Genomic DNA, 14,682 nt, shown 5'->3' with positions numbered 1-14,682 from the left:
TCTAGCCGCCTACCTTGCAAAACTCCGTCAATGACGTATATTTGTCAGTATGTTTACCATCATCGAAACCCCTACATTTGAAGCGGACGCCAGGAAAATTTGGACTGAAGAGGAGCGGAGCTCTTTCTTCGCTTGGCTGGCAGCCAATCCGGAAATAGGTGATCCCATTCCCGGTAGTGGTGGATGTAGAAAGGTTCGTTGGTCGGTTGCGGGTTCAGGGAAGCGGGGTGGAGTGCGAGTTATCTACTTCACCAGGTTGGCAAATGGCGAGATCTGGCTGTTGGTGATCTACAAAAAGGCCGTCAAGGACAACATACCCGCGCATATCCTGAAGTCGATTCGTGAGGTATTGGAAAATGAGTAACGAGACCCTGAGTGCTGAGGAGCTTGGCAACAAGCTACTCCAGTCCGTCAAAGAAATGAAAGCGGGCAAAGCCGCACGAGTCAGTCGTGTGGAGCCTAACGAGGTGGCAGAGGCACGCGGTAAAACCGGCCTGACCCAGAGGGAGTTTGCTGAGGTACTGCATATTTCTCCGCGTACGTTGCAGGAATGGGAGCAAGGTCGACGTAAACCCTCAGGGCCGGCAAAGGCACTCATCGAGATTGCTTTCCGTCATCCGGAGGTTATTCGGGAAGACCTCGAACTCCGGGGGTATGCTGGAAGGCCGGGCAGTTGAGAGCCTGCATTGCCTCAAGTCGGCAGGTATCCGCCTCAGTCTTGACGATTTCGGCACCGGTTACGCGGGGTTCGCCCACCTGGAGGCGGTACCGGTAGACAAGCTCAAGATTGACCGAAGCCTGATTAACCGCATCTCAAACAGCCATGATGACAGTCCGATCGTGTCCTCTACCATTATTCTGGCCAAGCGCATGGCGCTCAAAGTGGTGGCCGAGGGCGTGGAAACCCGTGAGCAGCTGGTTCACCTGAAAGTCGCCGGCTGTGACATTGCACAGGGCTATCACCTGGGGCGCCCCATGCCAGCGGAGAAGATTCCTGAGTTCCTGAGAACCTTCGCAGAAGAGGAAGCCAGAGCATGAGGTTGCTGACGTTAATTCTCGCGTTCGCATCGCTCGCCTTTGCATCGTTTTATAGTTGGGGAGCCGTCCGAGAGGTCAAAAACTGCAACATGAACAGATTGACCTTCACGATGATCCCAAAAAAAGATATCGACCAGCAGGCCTCTGAATATCAGCCGTTGATTACGCTGCTAGAGCAGGGGCTTGGGATGCCGGTAGAACTGGTTAGAGCCACCTCTTACGAGAGCGTGATGGACGGTGTACTCTCGGGCGGTGTCGACCTGGCCGTTATGGGGCCGGCATCCTATGTTATCGCCCATCGAACAGACCCGGGTCTGGATGCCTTCGCTTCTCTAACCACCGAGGCCGGGCTCTTTACACCCGAGGGGAGTTTCTATTATTCGTTACTGGTAGTTCCAACGGCAGCGGGGATAAACAGCATTGAGGACCTGAGAAATACCAGGATACTGCTGACAGATTCTTCCAGTACATCAGGGGCTCTCATTCCCAAAAACGAGTTTGCAACCACGATCGGCGAGCCATTCTCCGATTTCTTTGGAGCCAACATATACGCGGGTAGCCATGACAAGGCATTGATGGCGTTGCTGGACAACAAGGCGGAGGCTGCCTTTGTCTCCAGCTCAAGAGCAGATGAAGCGCTCAGGCGCGGCATGATTGCAGAGGACACCCTAACGGTTCTCTGGCGTTCGGTACCGTTACACTATGACCCTTTTGTATTCCGCAGTGGAATTTGCGAGGACGTTCGGAGCCGGGTCATTAATCTACTGACAACCCCTTCGCCAATGCTCTCGGAATACCTGAATACTCAGCGAGCGGTGGGAATAAACCTCGTGACCTATGATGATTACCGGGCGATTGAGGCTGTTCTAAACAACTAGGTTGGCATTATCCAGCGCTCTGATTTCAGTGATCCGATCTATAGTGCCTATATCCATCCAAGTGACGTTGCCTCTCGCTCAAGATGATCTTGAAATTCAGGAGATGCAATTTGGATGAGGGCTCTGGCTCTTTGAGGGATAGAGAGGCCTTTAAGGTTTACGCAGCCATACTCAGTCACTACGAATTGCACATCATTCCGGGGGTCTGTGACGGCACCGCCGAGTAGACGCGGGACGATACGGCTTACAGAGCCCGATTGAGCGGTTGACCTTAATGCAATGAAGGAGCGCCCGTTTCTTGCGGCGTAAGCACCACGAACAAAATCGAGTTGGCCACCGGTGCCTGAAAAGGGGCGATCGCCAATTTGTTCAGAATTGATCTGGCCAGTCAGATCTATTTCGAGTGCTGAATTTACAGACACCATGTTGTCGTTTAGCCGAATGATGTCGGGATTGTTTACCCAGGAAGCGGGGTATCCAACGATAGCAGGGTTATCGTCAAGGAACTCGTAGAGCGCACGGTCTCCGAGAGCGAAGGTGAAAATGTGCTTGTGTTGCATCCATGTCTTGCGTCGACCATTCAAGATCCCGGCCTGAATCAGGGGAACCATTGCCGGGGAGAACAGTTCGCTGTGTAGCCCCAGATCTTTGTGCTGCTTCAACCCCGAGAGCACGGCATTTGGTACTCCGCCCACTCCGATCTGTAAGGTGTCCCCATCTTCAATCCGTTCGATGATCTGTTGCGCAATCTTTCTATCGACCTCTGTGGGCGCCTTGGGGATTGCCTCTACCAGCGGTTGATCGTGCTCAACGATGTGGTCTATTTCTGAAATATGGACGGAACATTCACCAAAGGTTCGAGGCATATACCGGTTGACCTCGACAATGACTTTCCTTGCTTTTCGGATCACCGACGCTCCGTAATCAGCGTTGGTGCCGAGGCTGAAATATCCATGGCGATCCATCGGCGATACGGTCACAAAAAAACATTCCGGATCTATGTGCTCTGTCAGCAGGCGGCCGGCCTGGTGGAGCATTGCGGGTACGAATTCAATCCAATTTGTAGAGTTGGATTGTGCAATGGCAGCCCTGTCTGAATGGCTTAGAAAGAGTGGACGAGGTGTTACGAGATCAATGAGATCTGGAGCTAAAAGAGTTTGCTGAAGATGTTCCGTACCATGCAGATAATAGACGTTTAACGGACCAATCAATCGATCTCTGAGGGCATCTGCAGTGGCTGCCATCAATGCCGGCGGTTGCGCGGCGCTCATTCCGAGAATCAGGTTTCTGCAGCCTGAAATGGTCTCGACCGCTTCATGGGCAGACAACTTCCGTTTTAGATAGCTGGCTAGCAATCCTTCATCGGTATCCACTTGTTACCGTCCGTTCTGGGCCAATCTCAGTGCCCTGAGTAGTGCCCTTTTTTTGGTTTGATGCTGTTCCATGCGCTTGAGAATGCTGTCGAGCACACCAAGCGCTTCGATAACGTGCGTCCCTTTGTTCAGCATGACGCACTCTGGAGTTATTGTCAAATCTGGTGTATGACCATCAGGCAGCGTTCCTGTCAGATTGATCTTCCACCTGTATTCCATCCTGAAACTGTACGTTATCCACGACCAGCTTCAGTTGGTCGAACCCCTTGATCCGCTTCCAGCGTTTCTGGGCGGATTGGAGCAGTTTGAACACCATCGATAACGTGGTGTCCCGGTTGCCACAGGAGCGGCTCCGCTTGGTTCTTAGCCTCACCGTGGCAAACGTGGATTCAATCGGATTGGTGGTCCGCAAGTGAATCCAGTGAGTCGCCGGAAAATCGTAGAAGGCCAGCAGCTCATCCCGGTCCTTCTCCAGGTTTTCCATGGCCTTCGGGTACTTGTCTCGGAATCGTCTCAAGGTGCTGTCGAACGCCTTGTGGGCGCTGTCTCGGGTCTCCGCCAGGTAGATTTCATGCAAGGCTGACTTCACCTTCGGTTGTACCGACTTGGGCAGCTTGTCCAACACGTTGGCGGTCTTATGCACCCAGCACCGCTGATGCCGGGTGTCCGGAAACACCTTGCTCAGAGCCTTCCAGAAGCCCAGTGCGCCGTCGCCAACAGCCAGCTTGGGCGAGGGCTCCAAGCCACGTTCCCGCAAATCCGTGAGTAGCTCTCGCCAGCTGGCTTCGGACTCCCGGTGGCCGTCCTCCACAGCCACCAGCTCCTTGTGACCATGCTCGGTCACGCCGATGATCACCAGCAGGCAGAGCCGGTCATCCAGACGGACGTTGCTGTACACGCCGTCAGCCCACCAGTACACATAGCGTTTCTGACTCAGGTCCCGTCGCTGCCAGCCCTTGTGCTCATCAAGCCACTTCGACTTGAGCCGGGAGACCGTGTTCGCCGACAGGCCATTGGCCTGCTCGCCGACCAGCGCGCTCAGGGCCTCCTGGAAGTCACCGGAGGAAACGCCACGCAGGTAGAGCCAGGGAATCAGCCTGAATCCGTGAAGCCGGCGCCGACACTTTCCCTATCACCGCCAGCGAGCACTTTTTGATCATTCGCCCCGTGCAAGTTGGCTTTCGCAAGCCCGTTATTGCCAAAACCCACCGTGCTGATCGGTGCTGACGGCCCGTTTTGTCATGCCTTTCCACCCGCCAGGCACGACATATCTGGCGATCGCGTGTCGCTTGGAACTGCTTGTGGATAGAGTGTCGCCGATTGACGGTCAGCATGGCGTTCCTCGTGGATAACGCAGTCGGCTCCGCAGCGTCTTGAGCACCGTCATGCGCCCGATATCCTGCCCGAAGTCGAGGATGATCTGCCGTGCCTTGTGAATCACGAGAGCCGCACGGTGCACCAGCTCTTGTAGCACGGTGCGCAGCCGGCGCCGCTTGGCCGGGTGGCGCACCGGGCTCAGCTCGCCGGTCATGCCCAGCTGTCCCATCAGGCGCAGGATGTTGTAGGCCAACTGGGCGAGATGCAGGATCAGATCGTTGGTGGCGAACTTGCCGGACGGCAAGCGCTCCAGGTCGAGATCGGTCTTGATCTCGCTGTGAAACTGCTCATGGGTGGCATGCGCCTGGTAGCGCTTGATCACCGCCTCCGGCGCCTCGTCGGCTGGTCCACCAGCCTTCCAACTCATAGTCCGGTTCGAGCAGCAACTGGTATCGCGATCGGCGGTGCGCTCTACCAGGCGCATCACGCGTTGGACGACGTATTCGGTCTTGTTGTCGTCGTGGATCGAGACGGTCTGCGGCCACAGCGCCTGGCGCTTGCCAGGACGCAGCTCTTCCCAGTAGTCCGCCGCCACCGCCAGCCAGGTATCTCGATCAGCCGTGGCCGAGCCGCGCGGGTTCCATTTGACGACATAGTCGAGCCGGCGCCCCTCGTCGGCAAAGACCGGCGTTGCTGTTCGAGAAGCGCCGGTGCGCACGGCTGTCGAAGCCGCTGTCCTCGCGTAACAGGATCGGTTGCTGGTCAGGCATTGGGCGCGAGGCAGTACCCGCTCGGAAGGCGTTGCTCTCCTTCATGGTGTGCTGCTTGCCGTGCCGCAGTTCCAGACCCGGCACCACCCTTCGTTGCCCGGTAGGCGGCGATCGGGGTGTAGCCATCGACCTTCTGGTAGGTCCGCGAGACGCCTTCCTTCTTCGAGTTGCTGTTGTCCATGACGAAGGTGTCGATGTCCGTGCAGACGTGCGTCGTCTCGGCGGTGATCGGTGCTTCGATCAGTGACAGCAGGGTCGTGGACCAGGTGGCGGTGCGCGCCTGCAGGTCGTTGGCGGCAAGTTTCTCCAGCCGCTGTCGCAGCGTCGCCGCGCTCGGCACCTTCTGCAGGGTCAGCAGTTGTTGGAAGGGCTTGTCGCGGCGGAAGTTCTCGACAGCGTCATAGTCGCTCATGCCCAGACACAGCAGGCCCAGGTAGCTCTTGATCACGTCACTGGTGCGCATGCCCAGCGTGGTGGGGAAGCGGCTGTCGATGCTGTCGACGCCAGCGATCTCGAAGCATTGCCCGATGATGGACAGCCCGGCGTGGCTGGTGAGGGTGCGGCGACTGGCGCGGAACTTTATGTTGGGCATGGCACTGTCTGGGTGAATGGCGATAATGGCTATATTGCCATGCAGGTCAGTGGGTTAGAAGTGCTTCCGGGGGCCGGTCTCACGGATTCAGGTTACTGCTTGGCAGTTAATCCTTTTTCTCAGGATTATTCCCCTTTTTTTAAAAGATGAACACTTTAAAGATAAAAATCCTGGGATTATAAAGCTAAGTGAATCCTTGAAGAAATATGGCCTATCTGAGTCTGATAGCTTGATCAGCATAATCCAGTATACAAGTCGCCGAGGCATTTTTGGGAAGGTTAAATCTGCAATATCTGAAGTTACAGGTGAAAAAGTTGAAGAAGAAAACTATAAGGTAAAAGATCCAGCTGCACTACTTTCTTCAATTAAGAGCATATTTGAAAAGGCCACTCCATCAGAATCAAGCTACTATCTAGTAATCGATGGTTTAGATTATATTCTGAGGGAGGGTAGAGATAATACAAAATATATTGCCGATCTGATAAATGCCGTGAGGCAGCTAAATATATTTTTTGCATCTTTAGGGTTATCTGCGAAGGCAATAATTCTGATACGAAATGAAGTTTTAAAGGTAGTTCCCGATCCAAACCTTACCAAAAGAATTAATGATAACGGTGTTCAACTAAAGTGGTTTGACAATGTTAGATCGCCATTCGATAGCAGCCTTTTAGAGGTGATTCGGAGCAGGGCTGCACTCGCTGGATACCAGGCTTCTATGAGGGAGCTTTGGTATAACTGGTTTCCAAGGGAGATTAACGGTACGGGCTCATTTGAATTCGTGATCGTAAATACAAGATACCTTCCAAGGGACTTAATAAGTTTTTTCAGGGAGGTTCAAAAACTTGGGAAGCAACCGCCATTTAACAGAGTAGACGTCCTGTCTGCCTTAAATAATTATTCAGATTGGTTTTTGCAGGAACTTGGAGATGCTCTGGTTGGCGTGATAGATGAAAACATTCGAGTAGAGCTACCTGATATTATTTCAGAATTGGGTCGTAACTTTAAAATAGATGATTTAAAAGAAAAGCTTGAGGAGCATGGGTTGCTTTCGAAGGGGATAACGGCTGAGCAAATCGCACGAGACCTTTTTAATTCCTCATGGCTCGGAAATCGGTGGGACACCAATAAAGGGACTCCAAGATACTCTTGGAAACATCGTAAAATAAATGCAAATCTGAACCTTAAGCACGAACTAGTAGTTCATTCAGGGTTATGGAAATCCCTCAACCTAATTTAGTCATAACAATACGCTGTTGCCGGACAATTTTTTCACCGCTTTGCGATTCCAAAATTGCCGCAAAGCTTCGCGTTATGTTTCTTGACCGCACCTGTTAAATGGTGCTATTAATAGCACTAAATTGTTGGCTAGGTAACCACTATGCAAGTGAAATTTTCCGAGGATGTCATTCCTCTATCAGACCTGAAGATCAATCCCGGAAAGGTGGTTGGTCGAGCACAGGACACGCATCGCCCAATCCTGCTTACCAGCCGTGGCCGCGGCGTAGCGGTTGTGCAGGGGCTCGAGGATTATGAGAAAAGTGCAGAGGAATTGCGGTTTGTAAAAGCGGTGGCGCAGGGGCTTATGGATGTTCGCGAGGGCAACACCGTATCGTTGGAGGACGCCAAGAAAACGTTGGGCATCAAGTAAATGGAATTACGCATCGCACAGTCCGCTCTTGAGGACTTACAGGCTATTCAAGAGTATTACAAAGAGCAGGATGTTCCACATATCGGTGATGATTTCGTGGCTGCGATCTTGGAGCATAGCGAAATGCTTCAGCTCCACCCTGATGCTGGCCGTATTGTTCCTGAATTCAACCTGGATCATATTCGCGAATTGATTCACGCGCCATTTCGAGTTGTCTATCTCAGGCAAGCTAAAGAGGTTGTGCTCATACGAGTCTGGCGAAGTGAGAGGCAGCTTGAATTACCTGCAAACGAAACATAACCAAGCCATGCACCGGATGCCAAACCCTTCGCTTCGCTACGGCTTTGTCACCGGTGATGGCGGGCGTTAAAGATGCTGCTCCACATCCATACTGTTGTGGAGAATTCGGATGACAACGATCCTGGATTCCGTACCGGCTCTGTAAAAGATAACATGACTGCCCTGACTGAACTTTTTGTACCCTGGCTTTATGTCACCCGCATCGCGGCCAATATCAGGTTGGCGAGCGAGCCGCTTGAAAGCATCGTCAAGCTGCCTGAGGTATGTATCGCGTTGGCGCTTTCCCCACTTTTCGGTGGTGAAGCGGCCTATCTCGACAACGTCTTTTCGGGCAGAGGCAGTGAGCAGGTATGGACGCATCAGTGAGCTTCGTTGTCCAGTTCTGTAATAACGCTTTCAAGGGAATACTCTGCGATTCCACTCTGTTCGCCTTCATCCAGGAGGCGTTGGAGCCGTTCAAGCTTACTTTCTGTTTCTTCAAGCAGACGCAGTCCGGCACGTACCACCTCGCTCACCGAGCCATAGCGGCCCTTTTCAACCTGAGTGGCTATAAACTCGTCAAAGTGGGGGCCGAGTGTAATGCTGGTATTTCTAGCCATGGGGAAACTCCTGTACCAAATATTGGTATATCATGGCAAAGCACCCATAACAAGGCAAGGCAGGCCGACGCGATAAAGTCGCGCCGCTGCGAAGCTGGCCTCCAGCGGCCTCAACCCAAAAGCGCAGGAACGGCTAGCGCTGGTAGCCGAAGACCCATACCGCAAGCCGCCTCCGTTTGAGAAACTCGTGGGTGATCTTGCGGGGGCCTATTCACGCCGCATCAATCTTCAGCATCGCCTGGTCTATCAAGTGCTCGATGAAGAGCGAGTGGTGAAAGTTCTCAGGCTCTGGAGCCACTACGAATAATGCATCACCAACGGCTGTTGCGGATGTATTAGCCTTTATTCACGGCCCGACGTCGCCGAGATAGAGCGCACGGTTCGTGCGACGACCTGAAATACGCCAGCAGTGGTGACGGTGATGGCATGCCAATGGGTGCAAGAGGGAACGGTGGCGCTTTTACAACAAGGCATCAGTGTATCGACCGCAGCTCCCTTTTCAACGGCAGCCCAGGTGCCCCATGCCATCCGTCTTGCGCTAGCATCGGTAGATATTCAGCAGCTTGAAAAAGCACTGTGTGCCGTCAGGGAGGTCGTTGAATACCATGCCTACGTTTAACATCCGCCGTCGAGTCACCACGAACACGGCCAACCACGAATCCTCACTTTGACAAGACGGCTCCAACCATGACCCGCAAAACCCTAAGCCTCAAAACGAAACGGCCCCCAGAGGCCAAGCCCGCCGACACAGTGGCCGACTCCTCACTCGAAGAGCAATCACACACCGACCCCGAAAAGCGCTTTCTCAACGGCACGGCCATTCATCCTTCCCCGCGCCTTTATCTCGCCCACGGCGTTCATGAGCACAGCGTGCGGGCGATGGATCTGATCACGCCCATTGGCATGGGGCAGCGCGGGCTGATCGTGGCGCCGCCGGGGGCGGGGAAAACCACCCTGTTGAAGCATATCTGCCAGGCCGTGGCGGCGGCGTATCCCGAGATCAAGCTGTATGCCCTGCTGATCGATGAGCGCCCGGAGGAAGTGACCGATTTCAAGCGCAGCGTGACCGTGACCGCCGAGGTGCACGCTTCGTCGTCTGACGAAAGCTACGCCCACCATGCGCGCGTGGCCGATAACCTGCTGCAAACGGCGCGCAGGCAAGCTGGCGAGGGGCACGATGTGATGATCGTGATCGATTCATTGACACGGCTTTCCCGGGTGCACAATGCGGGGCAGCGGGGCAGTGGCCGTACCATGTCGGGCGGGTTGGATACCCGGGCGCTGGAAATCCCCCGCAAACTGTTCGGGGCGGCACGGAATATCGAAAACGGCGGCTCGCTGACCATTCTGGCCACCGTGCTGGTGGAGACGGGAAGCCGCATGGATCAGGTGATCTTCGAGGAGTTCAAGGGCACCGGCAACATGGAGCTGGTGCTGTCGCGGGAGGTGGCCAGCCAGCGCATCTTCCCGGCGCTCGATATTGCCAAAAGCAGTACCCGCCGAGAAGAGTTGTTGATCGAGGCCCACGAGATCGAAAAGGTACGCAGCCTGCGCAGAGCCTTGACGCCGCTCAAGCCAACCGACGGCGCGCAGAAGCTGCTGGCGTTGATGGAGAAGTACCCCACCAACGCCGAGCTGCTGGCGGCGTTTTCACCCGCTCAGGGGTAAGGCCTGCCACCTGCCTGCGGGCCATCGCTCGTCGATGTTGCCTACAGCGCCTAGCGGCTGCCTTTCTTCACATGCTTCAAATTGGAGGCCGGGACGGCCTTCTTGACCGGAAATTCCGCCACTTCCCTGCGCTCGATGAGCTGGTTCATGCGCCGTTCGATGGCACACAGGTTCTTGAAGTCGCTGATATCCACCAGCGAGATGGCTTCCCCGGAGGCCCCGGCGCGGCCGGTGCGGCCAATGCGGTGGATGTACTCTTCCGGCTGGAAGGGTAAGTCGTAGTTTACCACTCGGCTCAGCTCGCCGATATCCAGCCCCCGCGCCGCGACGCCGGTGGCCACCAGGTACTTGAGCTCACCGGTTTTGAACTGGGCCAGAATCTTTTCGCGCATGGCCTGGCTTCTGCCGCCATGGATGGAGTCCGCGACGATGCCGCGTTTCTCCAGCTGGGCCACCAGCTTGGCCGCGCTGTGCTTTTTCTCGACGAAGATCAGCGCCTGGTCCCAGGCCTGTTCGTTGATCAGGTGGCTGAGCAGGGCGGATTTGGTGTCCTTATCGACCGTGATCAGCCACTGTTCGATGGTGTCGGCGGCGCGAACGTTGGGGGTGATCGCGATGTTGGCGGCCAGGTCGGTCATCTTGCTGTCTGAAAAGCTGCGGGCGAGGGCGCGAACGTCCTGGGTCATGGTGGCCGTGAACAGCAGGTTCTGGCGCTGTTCCGGCAGGCGCACGATGATCTTGTGAATATCATCCACAAAGCCCATGTCGACCATTCTGTCCGCTTCGTCCAGCACCATGACCTGAAGCTCGTCGAAGTGCAGGGCGCGCTGATGGGCCAGGTCCAGCAGCCTGCCCGGTGTGGCCACCAGAATGTCCACGCCTTCGATCAAACGCTCCTTTTGGGGCGCGGTATCCACACCGCCATACGCGGCCATCGAGGTGAGCTGGGTATGCTTGGCGTATTGCGCCACGCTGGCGTTGACCTGTACCGCCAGCTCGCGAGTGGGCACCAGAATCAGCGCGCGGATGCGCTTGGCCCGCAGCGCTTCTGCCTTGCTGAAGCGCTCCAGCAGCGGCAGCACGAAAGCGGCGGTTTTGCCGGTGCCGGTTTGGGCGGTGGCGATGAGGTCTTTCCCCGAGAGAATGGCGGGAATGGCCTGTTCCTGGATGGGCGTGGGCGTCTGGTAACCGAGTTCGGTGATCGCCTGAACGAGGGGAGTGGATAAACCGAGTGTAGAAAAAGGCATAAGGGGCCCTGACAGCGAGTCGTAGGTGGGTCGAACGTAAAAAGTGGTGCAGCATAGCGTAAAATCGGCCCGCCGTTGCTCGAATATTGCCCGCCGCGTCACCGTACCCCGCCTCACACAAGGTATAATGCCCCCTTCCCGGCGAAGCCTGTGTGCTTTAGCCTGCTGTTTTACGTCGATAAGGTCGTGGTTTGATGATCAACACCAAAATTTACAAGGCGGTGTACGAGCTGGCCGAAAAGCTGATGAAGGCCGCGTCCAAGGATGACCGCGCCACCTTTGAAGTGCTTTACGCCGAGCTGCAGGCGATCTGCACCGAGCATGAGAACACCGAGAAAGACCACCCCGAGCAGTGGGAAACCCTGGCCGACTTCACCGAAGAGCTGGAAGACGCGCTGCCGATCTACCAAAAGGCGCTGGACAAGGCGGTGGCCAAGCAGTCGAACGACCATCTGGCCTCGATTGGCTTTTCCATGGCCACCCTGCAGGTGGAACTGGGCGAGCCCCAGGCCGCCATCGAAAGCTTGCAACGCGCCCAGGCCAGCGCCCAAACGATTGAAGACAACGAGCTGAAAGCAGAGATCGACGAGCTGCTGGCCACGCTTACCAACGGTTAGGAGTCCCCTTGACCAATAACGATATTTTTCGCCGTATTCGCTATGCCTTCGATTTGAAGGAGGCCACCATCGTCAATATCTTCGCCCTGGCAGAGGTGGACGTGACGCCTGCCCAGGTAACGGCCTGGCTGAAGAAGGATGAGGATGAAGCGCTGGTGCCCATGAAGAATCGTGAGCTGGCGGCGTTTTTGAATGGCTTCATCAGCTTCAAGCGCGGCAAGCGCGAAGGCCCGGTGCCTGCGCCGGAAACCCAGCTGAACAACAACATGGTGTTCCAGAAGCTGCGTATTGCGCTGAACATGAAGGCCGAAGACGTGCTGGCGGTGTTCGAGCAGGTGGGGCTACCGCTCAGCCCCCACGAGCTGAGCGCGTTCTTCCGCAAGCCAAGCCACAAGAATTACCGCGAGTGCAAGGACCAGATGCTGCGCAACTTTCTGATGGGCGTGCAGCAACAGCAGCGCCCCAGCCAGGAGAGCTGACGGCTAAGGTGATACCTTAGCCGTCGCGCTTCACGCACACGAAGATGGCATTGCCAGACGCGTTGTCCCACGGGGTGATGGTCTGGTAGTCGTGTTCGAACACGTGCACCTCGAAGTAGGGCGTCAGCAGGGCGATGAGTTCGCCAAAGCTGACCGCCACCATGGGGTGCTCGTCATTCCATACCTGGGTGACCGCAGGCGTGCTCTTTTCGATACTGAGCCGCAGCGTTTGCCGTTCCCCGTGCCCCGCATAGTGCCAACCCGAACGAAACGTGAAGCGATCCTCGCCCTGTTGGGCGGTGTGCTTGACGAACAGCGCGTTGTCGATGCGCTCCTTGTCCACGCTGTTGAAGCACAGTACGCCGCCGGTGCGCAGGGCGCGGTGGGCGCTGGCGATGCAGGCGCTCAGCTTTTCCAGGTTGGCGTTGTAGTGGATGGAGTATAAGAAGCAGGTGATCAAATCCACCGGCTCATCCACCTGGAACTGGCCCATGTCTTGCAGCGAAAAGTGAGCTTCCGGGCAGCGGGTGGCTGCCAGGTCCAGCATCGACTGGTGAATGTCCAGCCCGCTGCTGGTGTAGCCCACATCCAGAAAATGGCGTACGTGGGGGCCGGTGCCGCAGGCCAGGTCCAAGTGCTGGCTGCCCGCGTTGCCAAACAGCTGATGCAGGCGATGAATGGCGTTACTTTGCGCGCGGTAGTCGATGTCGACGCACATCAGATCGTAATAGCCGGAAAGGTCGGTGTAGAGCGCGTTGACGGACATGGTGGCCTAACGGTGAACGCTAAAGGAAAGAGGTGGCGCATGGTATACGAGCGCTTCGTATTTGAGAAGCCGGGTTTGGCTAGCCAACGGAGAGGGCGATGATACATATCGGAATTGAAACGCTGGAAGCGCAGGATGTGGTGGCGCTATTGGAAGAGCACTTGTCTGACATGCACGCCACTTCGCCGCCGGAAAGCGTGCATGCGCTGGACGTGACCGCGCTCAAGGCAGCCAACATCACCTTTTACAGCGCCCGCCAGAACGGCCAGCTGTTGGGCTGCGCGGCAATCAAGGCGCTGGGGGAGGGCCAGGCGGAGCTGAAGTCCATGCGTACCACGCCCGCTGCCCGCCAGCAGGGCGTGGGTGCCCGGCTGTTGACGCACGTGCTGGAAGAGGCCCGGGCTCGGGGCTATCACACCGTCTATTTGGAAACGGGCTCGATGGCCTTCTTCGAGCCCGCTCGCCGTCTATATGCCCGGTTCGGGTTCGAGTATTGCGGGCCGTTCGGCAGCTACCGGCTTGACCCCAATAGCTGTTTCATGCGGCTATGCCTGGGCGAGAGCTGAAAAGGCTAATATCACCGGGCCTGGTGCAGAGGCCCGGTGATGGGTTGTGGAGACAGCTTTTCACGTTAGCCGCTTACGGTAGCCCATCAAGAAAGCTGGTCGGCGAAGTCATGGTTGACGTCCCGATGGCTCGCCTCGTCGGCACGCACGGCGATCACCACGTCGCGCAACCGCGCATCCTGGGGTAGCTTCCAGTAATCGATGGCGATTTGGGGCGCCGGGATGTTTTCGTACTCGCCTCGGTCGATACCTTCCAGGTATTCGGTGTAGCTATAGACGGCTTCCTCTTCCAGGTAGCCGACCACGCGGTGGGCGGTCTTGCTGGAGCATAAATACAGCAGGAAAAACAGATTAAAGAACATGCCTTGGGCTACGAGAATGAGGAAGCGCTCGAAACGGTTGGGCTTGGCGACCTCGATAAAGGTCATCAGGTGCATGCGTTCGTTTTCCGCTTCATCCAATAGGGTACGAATCCAGCCATCATCATCCTTGATGCGCCGAATGGCATGCAAGTGCTGTATCGCCCCTCCCACCATGCCGGGCACGGCGGCCACTGTTTCCAGAATGACGGCACGGTGGCCGTAACGGCCGGCAAAAAACTTGTCGGCAAAAAAACGCATGAATTTCACGACTCGGTAGGCAATGCGGTCTGACAGCCCCTGAGGTTGGTGATGTGTGTATTGTTCGCCAGGCCTCGTGTGCTCATCATGACTGTTCATGGTCTACTCCTTGCAGGTAAAATTTTAATGTATGACTTCTGTATGGCTTTTGGGTTCGTCGCTTGAGCATCTTTTTGCCACTGCGGTGAAAGATTGACGTCGCTG

General features: G+C 55.9%; 19 protein-coding genes and 2 pseudogenes. 13 read left to right on the top strand and 8 right to left on the bottom strand.

Going from position 1 to position 14,682, the window contains the following annotated elements:
- The first annotated feature begins 49 nt into the window (after positions 1-49).
- Genes KVY02_RS10245 through KVY02_RS10230 form a run of 4 tightly spaced genes read left to right on the top strand, consistent with a single transcriptional unit; the run spans position 50 to position 1,916 of the window.
- Positions 50-364, top strand: a complete 315-nt coding sequence (locus KVY02_RS10245; RefSeq protein WP_016914160.1) for a transcriptional regulator — start codon at positions 50-52, stop codon at positions 362-364.
- Positions 357-677 carry a helix-turn-helix domain-containing protein gene (locus KVY02_RS10240; RefSeq protein ID WP_081135004.1) on the top strand — a complete coding sequence of 107 codons (321 nt, stop codon included), beginning with the start codon at positions 357-359 and terminating at the stop codon, positions 675-677. Before KVY02_RS10245 ends, KVY02_RS10240 begins: the two co-directional genes overlap by 8 nt.
- The gene (locus KVY02_RS10235; protein ID WP_218313486.1) at positions 655-1,038 is read left to right on the top strand and encodes an EAL domain-containing protein; all 384 of its coding nucleotides are present in this window, start codon (positions 655-657) and stop codon (positions 1,036-1,038) included. The genes KVY02_RS10240 and KVY02_RS10235 overlap by 23 nt, the downstream gene beginning before the upstream one ends.
- On the top strand, positions 1,035-1,916 hold the full coding sequence (locus tag KVY02_RS10230; RefSeq protein ID WP_016914157.1) for a phosphate/phosphite/phosphonate ABC transporter substrate-binding protein: 882 nt from the start codon (positions 1,035-1,037) through the stop codon (positions 1,914-1,916). The genes KVY02_RS10235 and KVY02_RS10230 overlap by 4 nt, the downstream gene beginning before the upstream one ends.
- A 47-nt stretch (positions 1,917-1,963) precedes the next feature.
- Here KVY02_RS10230 and KVY02_RS10225 read toward each other — a convergent pair whose 3' ends face one another.
- From KVY02_RS10225 to KVY02_RS10215, 3 genes and pseudogenes are all read right to left on the bottom strand, one after another.
- Positions 1,964-3,289, bottom strand: a complete 1,326-nt coding sequence (locus KVY02_RS10225; protein ID WP_050980289.1) for an acetyl-CoA hydrolase/transferase family protein — start codon at positions 3,287-3,289, stop codon at positions 1,964-1,966.
- A 175-nt stretch (positions 3,290-3,464) separates the two neighbouring features.
- Positions 3,465-4,385: pseudogene (locus KVY02_RS10220) on the bottom strand (IS256 family transposase); the annotation flags it as partial.
- A 231-nt stretch (positions 4,386-4,616) separates the two neighbouring features.
- Positions 4,617-5,968: pseudogene (locus KVY02_RS10215) on the bottom strand (IS1380 family transposase).
- Positions 5,969-6,053: 85 nt separating this feature from the next.
- Here KVY02_RS10215 and KVY02_RS10210 point away from each other — a divergent pair.
- From KVY02_RS10210 to KVY02_RS10200, 3 genes are all read left to right on the top strand, one after another.
- Positions 6,054-7,205, top strand: coding sequence for a P-loop ATPase, Sll1717 family (locus KVY02_RS10210; protein ID WP_371317424.1), 1,152 nt, complete (start codon positions 6,054-6,056; stop codon positions 7,203-7,205).
- A gap of 141 nt (positions 7,206-7,346) precedes the next feature.
- A complete protein-coding gene (locus KVY02_RS10205) occupies positions 7,347-7,616 on the top strand; it encodes a type II toxin-antitoxin system Phd/YefM family antitoxin (RefSeq protein ID WP_086904841.1) in 270 nt (89 codons plus the stop codon).
- A complete protein-coding gene (locus KVY02_RS10200; protein WP_086904840.1) occupies positions 7,617-7,916 on the top strand; it encodes a type II toxin-antitoxin system RelE/ParE family toxin in 300 nt (99 codons plus the stop codon). It abuts the gene before it with no gap.
- A gap of 66 nt (positions 7,917-7,982) precedes the next feature.
- Here KVY02_RS10200 and KVY02_RS10195 read toward each other — a convergent pair whose 3' ends face one another.
- Both KVY02_RS10195 and KVY02_RS10190 read right to left on the bottom strand, forming a co-directional pair.
- Positions 7,983-8,276: a type II toxin-antitoxin system RelE/ParE family toxin gene (locus tag KVY02_RS10195; protein WP_213262573.1), complete on the bottom strand. Its 294-nt coding sequence runs from the start codon at positions 8,274-8,276 to the stop codon at positions 7,983-7,985.
- On the bottom strand, positions 8,276-8,515 hold the full coding sequence (locus KVY02_RS10190; RefSeq protein ID WP_016914150.1) for a type II toxin-antitoxin system ParD family antitoxin: 240 nt from the start codon (positions 8,513-8,515) through the stop codon (positions 8,276-8,278). Before KVY02_RS10190 ends, KVY02_RS10195 begins: the two co-directional genes overlap by 1 nt.
- A gap of 94 nt (positions 8,516-8,609) precedes the next feature.
- Here KVY02_RS10190 and KVY02_RS10185 point away from each other — a divergent pair, with 94 nt between their 5' ends.
- From KVY02_RS10185 to rho, 3 genes are all read left to right on the top strand, one after another.
- A complete protein-coding gene (locus KVY02_RS10185) occupies positions 8,610-8,822 on the top strand; it encodes a Txe/YoeB family addiction module toxin (protein WP_218315078.1) in 213 nt (70 codons plus the stop codon).
- A 144-nt stretch (positions 8,823-8,966) separates the two neighbouring features.
- Positions 8,967-9,134, top strand: a complete 168-nt coding sequence (locus KVY02_RS10180) for a hypothetical protein (protein WP_218313484.1) — start codon at positions 8,967-8,969, stop codon at positions 9,132-9,134.
- Positions 9,135-9,202: 68 nt separating this feature from the next.
- Positions 9,203-10,183, top strand: a complete 981-nt coding sequence (gene rho, locus KVY02_RS10175; protein ID WP_218313483.1) for a transcription termination factor Rho — start codon at positions 9,203-9,205, stop codon at positions 10,181-10,183.
- Between the two features lie 50 nt (positions 10,184-10,233).
- Here the strand turns inward: rho and KVY02_RS10170 are convergent, their stop codons facing one another.
- Positions 10,234-11,430, bottom strand: a complete 1,197-nt coding sequence (locus KVY02_RS10170; RefSeq protein ID WP_016914147.1) for a DEAD/DEAH box helicase — start codon at positions 11,428-11,430, stop codon at positions 10,234-10,236.
- 194 nt (positions 11,431-11,624) lie between these two features.
- On the opposite strand from KVY02_RS10170, the gene KVY02_RS10165 reads away from it, so the two are divergent.
- Both KVY02_RS10165 and KVY02_RS10160 read left to right on the top strand, forming a co-directional pair.
- Positions 11,625-12,047, top strand: a complete 423-nt coding sequence (locus tag KVY02_RS10165; protein WP_218313482.1) for a tetratricopeptide repeat protein — start codon at positions 11,625-11,627, stop codon at positions 12,045-12,047.
- Between the two features lie 8 nt (positions 12,048-12,055).
- The gene (locus KVY02_RS10160; protein WP_016914145.1) at positions 12,056-12,526 is read left to right on the top strand and encodes a DUF1456 family protein; all 471 of its coding nucleotides are present in this window, start codon (positions 12,056-12,058) and stop codon (positions 12,524-12,526) included.
- Positions 12,527-12,542: 16 nt separating this feature from the next.
- Here the strand turns inward: KVY02_RS10160 and KVY02_RS10155 are convergent, their stop codons facing one another.
- The gene (locus KVY02_RS10155; RefSeq protein WP_218313481.1) at positions 12,543-13,292 is read right to left on the bottom strand and encodes a class I SAM-dependent DNA methyltransferase; all 750 of its coding nucleotides are present in this window, start codon (positions 13,290-13,292) and stop codon (positions 12,543-12,545) included.
- A 98-nt stretch (positions 13,293-13,390) separates the two neighbouring features.
- On the opposite strand from KVY02_RS10155, the gene KVY02_RS10150 reads away from it, so the two are divergent.
- Positions 13,391-13,858 carry a GNAT family N-acetyltransferase gene (locus tag KVY02_RS10150; RefSeq protein WP_218313480.1) on the top strand — a complete coding sequence of 156 codons (468 nt, stop codon included), beginning with the start codon at positions 13,391-13,393 and terminating at the stop codon, positions 13,856-13,858.
- A gap of 86 nt (positions 13,859-13,944) precedes the next feature.
- Here the strand turns inward: KVY02_RS10150 and KVY02_RS10145 are convergent, their stop codons facing one another.
- A complete protein-coding gene (locus KVY02_RS10145) occupies positions 13,945-14,577 on the bottom strand; it encodes an alternative oxidase (protein WP_218313479.1) in 633 nt (210 codons plus the stop codon).
- Positions 14,578-14,682 lie beyond the last annotated feature (105 nt).

The organism is Halomonas sp. 18071143 (genome assembly GCF_019211725.1).
Lineage (GTDB): Bacteria > Pseudomonadota > Gammaproteobacteria > Pseudomonadales > Halomonadaceae > Vreelandella > Vreelandella stevensii.
The sequence above is the reverse complement of the archived record's forward strand: the minus strand, read 5'-3'. Positions and strand labels throughout refer to the sequence as shown.

What these genes read in the sequence shown, in the direction of transcription:
- KVY02_RS10245 (WP_016914160.1), top strand. Translation starts at nt 50, where the DNA reads ATGTTTACCATCATCGAAACCCCTACATTTGAAGCGGACGCCAGGAAA.
- KVY02_RS10240 (WP_081135004.1), top strand. Translation starts at nt 357, where the DNA reads ATGAGTAACGAGACCCTGAGTGCTGAGGAGCTTGGCAACAAGCTACTC.
- KVY02_RS10235 (WP_218313486.1), top strand. Translation starts at nt 655, where the DNA reads ATGCTGGAAGGCCGGGCAGTTGAGAGCCTGCATTGCCTCAAGTCGGCA.
- KVY02_RS10230 (WP_016914157.1), top strand. Translation starts at nt 1,035, where the DNA reads ATGAGGTTGCTGACGTTAATTCTCGCGTTCGCATCGCTCGCCTTTGCA.
- KVY02_RS10205 (WP_086904841.1), top strand. Translation starts at nt 7,347, where the DNA reads ATGCAAGTGAAATTTTCCGAGGATGTCATTCCTCTATCAGACCTGAAG.
- KVY02_RS10200 (WP_086904840.1), top strand. Translation starts at nt 7,617, where the DNA reads ATGGAATTACGCATCGCACAGTCCGCTCTTGAGGACTTACAGGCTATT.
- KVY02_RS10195 (WP_213262573.1), bottom strand. Translation starts at nt 8,276, where the DNA reads ATGCGTCCATACCTGCTCACTGCCTCTGCCCGAAAAGACGTTGTCGAG.
- KVY02_RS10190 (WP_016914150.1), bottom strand. Translation starts at nt 8,515, where the DNA reads ATGGCTAGAAATACCAGCATTACACTCGGCCCCCACTTTGACGAGTTT.
- rho (WP_218313483.1), top strand. Translation starts at nt 9,203, where the DNA reads ATGACCCGCAAAACCCTAAGCCTCAAAACGAAACGGCCCCCAGAGGCC.
- KVY02_RS10170 (WP_016914147.1), bottom strand. Translation starts at nt 11,430, where the DNA reads ATGCCTTTTTCTACACTCGGTTTATCCACTCCCCTCGTTCAGGCGATC.
- KVY02_RS10165 (WP_218313482.1), top strand. Translation starts at nt 11,625, where the DNA reads ATGATCAACACCAAAATTTACAAGGCGGTGTACGAGCTGGCCGAAAAG.
- KVY02_RS10155 (WP_218313481.1), bottom strand. Translation starts at nt 13,292, where the DNA reads ATGTCCGTCAACGCGCTCTACACCGACCTTTCCGGCTATTACGATCTG.
- KVY02_RS10150 (WP_218313480.1), top strand. Translation starts at nt 13,391, where the DNA reads ATGATACATATCGGAATTGAAACGCTGGAAGCGCAGGATGTGGTGGCG.
- KVY02_RS10145 (WP_218313479.1), bottom strand. Translation starts at nt 14,577, where the DNA reads ATGAACAGTCATGATGAGCACACGAGGCCTGGCGAACAATACACACAT.